General features: G+C 50.6%; 5 protein-coding genes. All 5 read left to right on the top strand.

Features of this window, described 5'->3' with window-relative positions:
- A partial coding sequence (locus DBO31_RS03815) for a cobyric acid synthase (RefSeq protein ID WP_150824485.1) occupies positions 1-1,058 on the top strand: 1,058 nt, incomplete at its 5' end.
- Positions 1,055-2,008 (top strand): adenosylcobinamide-phosphate synthase CbiB, encoded by a 954-nt coding sequence (cbiB, locus tag DBO31_RS03810; protein ID WP_150824484.1) that lies wholly within the window; start codon positions 1,055-1,057, stop codon positions 2,006-2,008. The genes DBO31_RS03815 and cbiB, both read left to right, overlap by 4 nt.
- Positions 2,002-2,859: a GHMP kinase gene (locus tag DBO31_RS03805; protein WP_150824483.1), complete on the top strand. Its 858-nt coding sequence runs from the start codon at positions 2,002-2,004 to the stop codon at positions 2,857-2,859. The genes cbiB and DBO31_RS03805 overlap by 7 nt, the downstream gene beginning before the upstream one ends.
- 4 nt (positions 2,860-2,863) lie before the next feature.
- Positions 2,864-3,943, top strand: coding sequence for a threonine-phosphate decarboxylase CobD (gene cobD, locus DBO31_RS03800; RefSeq protein WP_150824482.1), 1,080 nt, complete (start codon positions 2,864-2,866; stop codon positions 3,941-3,943).
- Positions 3,944-4,210: 267 nt separating this feature from the next.
- A complete protein-coding gene (gene brnQ, locus DBO31_RS03795; protein WP_150824481.1) occupies positions 4,211-5,551 on the top strand; it encodes a branched-chain amino acid transport system II carrier protein in 1,341 nt (446 codons plus the stop codon).
- Positions 5,552-5,696: the final 145 nt, after the last annotated feature.

Here is a 5,696-nt window from a genome sequence, read left to right as displayed (position 1 = left end):
GGGCACCGGTCCTGCTCGTAGCCGATATCGACCGTGGCGGATCTCTGGCAGCACTGGTTGGTACGCTGGAACTGCTTGAACCGGAGGAACGGGACCTGGTCAAGGGGCTGATTATTAATAAATTCCGGGGAGATATATCCCTGTTTACGCCGGCCGTGGATTTTCTGGAACAAAAGACGGGAAAACCGGTCCTGGGCGTCATACCCTATATAGAGCATTTGGGAATCGATGAGGAAGACTCGGTTTCTCTCGATGACAAACCGCGCGTTCCTCAGACAGGAGATGTACAGATAGCTGTCATCCAGACGCCGAAAATTTCTAATTTCACTGATTTTGACAGCCTGGCGGAAGAACCAGATGCATCGCTGTACTACGTCCGTACAGTAGAGGAGCTGGGACATCCCGATGTCATCATACTGCCGGGTAGTAAGAATACGACCGAAGATTTGCGCTGGCTCCGGGCATCGGGACTGGCCGATTGTTTGTCCTTGCAGGTGAAAAGGGGGACGCCCGTCATTGGCATTTGCGGAGGATATCAGATGTTGGGACAGTCTATTTATGACCCGCATCATACAGAATCAGATTTTTCGGAAGTAGCCGGCCTGGGATTGCTGCCGGTTACGACGACTTTTGCCGACTGGAAACAGACCTATCAGGTACAGGCCCTGTGCCGTCCCTTTTCTTTCATGGGAGAAACACTGCAGGCCGGAAGACTTGGGGGATACGAAATTCACATGGGTCAGACTGACGTGGCGCCCGGTGCTGTCGAACCGTTTGTCGTCTGCCAGCGTTCGGGCAGGGATTGCTCACTTACGGTGGGGACGGCCCGGGAAGATGGTCTTGTCTTTGGTACGTATATTCACGGTCTCTTTGACAATGACCCGTTCCGCCGGGATATGATTAATATCCTGCGCCGTCACAAAGGGCTTGCGCCTCTTCCGGTACAGCGCAATTACCGGGCAGAAAAAGAACGCAGTTATGACCGTCTGGCGGCGGTGACGGCACAGCATCTCGATATGGATGCAATATTACGGATAATGAGAGATAGTGGCTTATGATAACATGTTTGGCAGCATTTATAATCGATACACTGATTGGTGATCCCCGTACGCGTCTCCACCCGGTGGCCCTCATAGGAAAACTCATCGGCTGGCTGGACCATCTCTTTTATTCCAGACAGGCCAGACCGCTTATGCAGATGACGGCCGGCATGGTTGTTGTCCTTCTGGTTCTCCTCGTGGTGTTTAATGTGTTGTACATCCTGTACTGGGGACTCGATATTTTGGGAAACGTCTATGTCACGACAGGCGTAGAAGCACTGCTCCTGAGCTTTACTATCTGTCCACGCAGTCTGGCCAGTGCGGCAGGGGAAATTTATACCTTCCTCGCTCATCATCATCTCGGTGCTGCCCGGGAAAAGGTTGGTTGGATCGTAGGACGCGATACAGACCAGCTCGATGAAGGAGAAATTGTGCGGGCGACGGTAGAAACGGTGGCAGAAAATACGACGGACGGAATTATTTCCCCGCTATTTTTCTATGCCCTTGGCGGTCTGCCCATGGCGCTGCTTTACCGGACCGTCAATACGATGGATTCCATGCTGGGGTATAAGAATGAAAAATATCTCTATTTTGGCCGGGTGGCAGCTCGGTTGGATGATGTATGCAATTTTATTCCGGCGCGGATTACGGGCCTGTTATTTGTCATGGCAGCCTTCCTCCTGCGACTGGATTATAGAAATGCCTGGCGCATGATGCGCCGCGATGCCGCAAAGCATCCCAGTCCCAATGGCGGCTATGCCGAAGCTTCTGTTGCAGGGGCGCTGGATATCCGTCTTGGCGGGTATAATTCCTATTTCGGCAAGATGACCTTCCGGGCCTACATGGGAGATGCGCGACAGCCGCTCAAAGCCCGTCATATCCGCGGGGCAGTGCAACTCATGTATACCGTAACAGTGATGGGAGCAGCCCTTGCCATTTTGTGCTGGGCAGGGAGGGGGCTATGGTGATACGCGTCCGTGTTCCCGGATCCTGTGGGGAACTGGTACAGGGCGTCTGTCATGGGACGCCCTTCCTTCTGACCTGTCCGGTTCCGATTTACAGCACTGCTGTTGTATCTGATGAACCGGGCTTTTTCCGGCTCCCGCCAAAGGCAGCACAAGCCGTGAATCTTACGTTATCATATTTGCACTGTTCGTCCTTTCCCTATCATCTGCAACTTGTTTCGTCCATTCCTCGGGGAAAAGGTATGGCCTCGAGCAGTGCCGATGTAGCAGCAGTGATACAGGCCGTGGCCTGTGCCTGTGGCAGGACACTGAGTGAGCAGGACGTAGGCCATCTGGCGGCTCGTGTAGATCCGACAGACGGTGTTTTTGCCCGGGGACTTTCGCTGATTCAATACCGTCGTGGCAATATCATCCGGTCGTATGGACCGGTCCCGCCCATGAACGTTGCCATACTGGATACGGGTGGCACTGTAGATACGCAGACCTTTCACCACCAGTGGGATAAAACCATGCCGTACCATACAGCTCCGGCTGTGGCTGCGCTCTCCCTTCTTGACAAGGAGCCGACGGAAGAGCAGATTGGAGAGGCGGCGACGATGAGTGCCCTGGCTCATCAGAATATATTGCCAAAACCAGCCCTGCCCCAGCTGATACAGGCTTGCCGGGAAATGGGTGCTTTAGGCGTTAACGCGGCTCACAGCGGTACAGTGTGTGGCGTATTATTTCCTTCTTTCCTGCCTGTTTCTGAAGTGAAGCAGTGCATGACCGAATTGACAGCCCGCTTCCCTGATTATACCTTACTAGATGTGGTGCCCCTTATCAGTGGTACTATGGACATAGAGAAAGAAGAGTGACTGTATGATCCGTCCCTTTGAACACGGAGGAAATATATACCGCCATGCAGGCGGCAGGCCTGTACTGGATTTCAGTGCCAATATCAATCCTTTGGGTCTGGCTGAAGGCGTCCGCAATGCCATATCGTCCCATCTGGACGATGTCATTCACTATCCGGATCCTGATTGCACGGCCCTGCGGGAAGCTCTGTCCCGGTTTTATCATCTCCCTGTGGAAACTATCGTTCCTGGAAATGGGGCAGCGGAACTGCTATACTTGTATTTTCATCATTTCCACTTCCGGCGCGTCTGTATTCCCGTTCCGGCTTTCAGTGAATACGAACGGGCTGCCCGGTCTGCCGGGGCAGAGATTGTATATGCTTATCTGGAAGCAGATAAAGCGTTTCAGCCTGATCTGACTGCTATAGCAAGTCAGGTCAAAGATGCTGATTGCATTGTCCTCGGCAATCCCAATAACCCTACGGGAAATCTCATCAGACGGCAGAAATTGATTTCCTTTCTCGAACGGGCGGTACAACGAGGGCAGTTTGTCATTGTCGATGAATCTTTTCTTGATTTCCTCGACGATGGTCCGGATTTCACTGTGGCAGACTTTGCCAGCCAGTCCGGTCAGGTTTTTGTCATCCATTCACTGACGAAATTTTATGCTCTGCCCGGTCTGCGGCTGGGGTTCGGCATCGCACCCGAAGCAGTTATACAGGGATTAATGGAGCAGACGGATGTGTGGCACGTCAATACGTTGGCTCAGACTGCCGGTATAGAAGCCCTTGCAGAAACGGCATATCAAAAAGCATCACGGACACTGGTAAGAGAAGAAAGAGACTGGATGAGCCGGATGTTGTCCTGTATTCCCGGAGTGACAATATGTCAGCCGTCGGTCAATTTCATTTTATGCCATATCAGACAGACGGGCCTGACAGCGACGGTACTGGCCGGACACATGCAGGAGCAGGGCATCCTCATCCGTGACTGCAGCAACTATCCGGGGCTGGATTCCTACTACATCCGCCTGGCTGTCCGCAGCAGGGAAGAGAATGAGTATGTCGTAGAGACAATAAAAGCATGCTTAAAAAATAAAAGTTAATTATTTTAAGAATAACAATAAGAAATCTGTCAATATTATCATATTAACATATCGTTTCAGACATTATAAAGGAAAAATTTCACATTTAAATTAAATGAAGATTAAAGCAAAGTTAAAATAAGGTTAAATATGCAAATTTGCTACTTATAAGGGTAGATAACTTTAAAAATTTATGGTAGAATGAGACAAACAATAAATGAAGCAGAGCTTCTGGTATGTTGTTATTATTCTATATTATCTGTTCTTATAAGTAAGGAGGTTTGACGTATGGGAGGAAAAAAGGGCAATAGAACGATTGCAATTGGCTTAATGTTATTCGCCTTATGGTTTGGTGCCGGTAACCTTATTTTCCCTGCATCCATGGGTCAGGCAGCAGGTACGAACGTCTGGTACGCTGTTGCTGGTTTTGTTATTACCGGTGTAGGCTTGCCGCTTTTGGGTGTACTGGCTATGGGTTATTCGGGCTGCAGCAACCTGCAGGAATTGATGAATCGTGTAGATAAAAGATATGCTATTTTCTTCACGGTCATTTCCTATCTGGCTATTGGTCCTGCCTTTGCTATCCCCAGAACGGGGACGGTTTCCTATGAAATTGCCGTCCGCCCGCTTCTCGATGGCGGCGGTTCCCAGCCAATCATGTGGGCATTCCTGGTGTTATTCTTTGTATTTTCCTGGTGGCTTTCCATCAACCCAGCTAAACTGGTTGACCGCATCGGCAAGGTCCTGACACCGGCTCTGCTGCTCACCATTCTGGCTCTGATTGTAAAATCCCTGATTACGCCTATGGGCGTTCCCCAGCCGCCACTGCCGGCTTATGCTACGGCAACTACTGCACTGGCACAGGGTGCTATCGATGGTTACAATACGCTGGATGCCATCGCAGCCTTCGTATTTGCCATCCTGGTCATCGAATTCGTCAAAGAAGACGGTGCTACGACGAAAGAAGAAATTACCCATGAAGTATTCAAAGCCGGCGGCCTGGCCGTATCGCTGCTCGCTTTCGTCTACGTCTTCGTCGCCTATCTCGGTGCCCAGTCCGTACAGGCCATTTCCATGCAGGAAACAGGCGCTCCTGTTCTTTCTATGAGTGCTCAGATTCTCTTCGGCTATGGCGGCGCTCTGCTGCTGGCAGTCATCGTACTCCTGGCATGTCTTTCCACTTCAATCGGTCTGATTACGTCTTGTGCAGCGTACTTCCATCAGCTCATCGGCAAGACGAGCTATAAGAATTACGTTACCATTTTTACCATTGCGTCCTTTGCAGTTGCAACTGCCGGCCTGAAGACCATCATCGTCGCCGCTATCCCGGTCCTGATGTTCGTTTATCCGCTGGTCGTTGCCAACATTATCCTTACCTTTACCCATAATCTGTTTGGCGGCCGCCGCTGTGTATGGGTCTGCTCGACAGCCTTCACCTTCGTACCGGCTCTCGTAACGGGGCTGCAGACGGCTAAGATTTCGCTAGGTCCTGTCGATGCTATCTTCCAGGGACTGCCTCTCCATTCCCTCGGTATGGACTGGATCCCGTTCCTGGCTGCCGGATTCATCGTCGGTCTGATTTATAAGGCTGTCGTTCCCGATAAAAAGGCTGAAACAGAAGAAGCGTAAAACCGCAAATAGGATGTAATGTAAGAAAACCGGAGCTGTCCTGATGAGGCGGCCCCGGTTTTCTAATTATTTTTTTGTGGAAAATTCATATCAACTATGCTATAGTAGTATTATAAAACACAACGAAAAACGTTTGTTTACCCTG

It is taken from the genome of Megasphaera sp. DJF_B143, assembly GCF_900320625.1.
Taxonomy (GTDB): domain Bacteria; phylum Bacillota; class Negativicutes; order Veillonellales; family Megasphaeraceae; genus Megasphaera; species Megasphaera hexanoica.
Note: the sequence above shows the minus strand (reverse complement) of the source record. Positions and strands in the feature narration are given on the sequence as shown.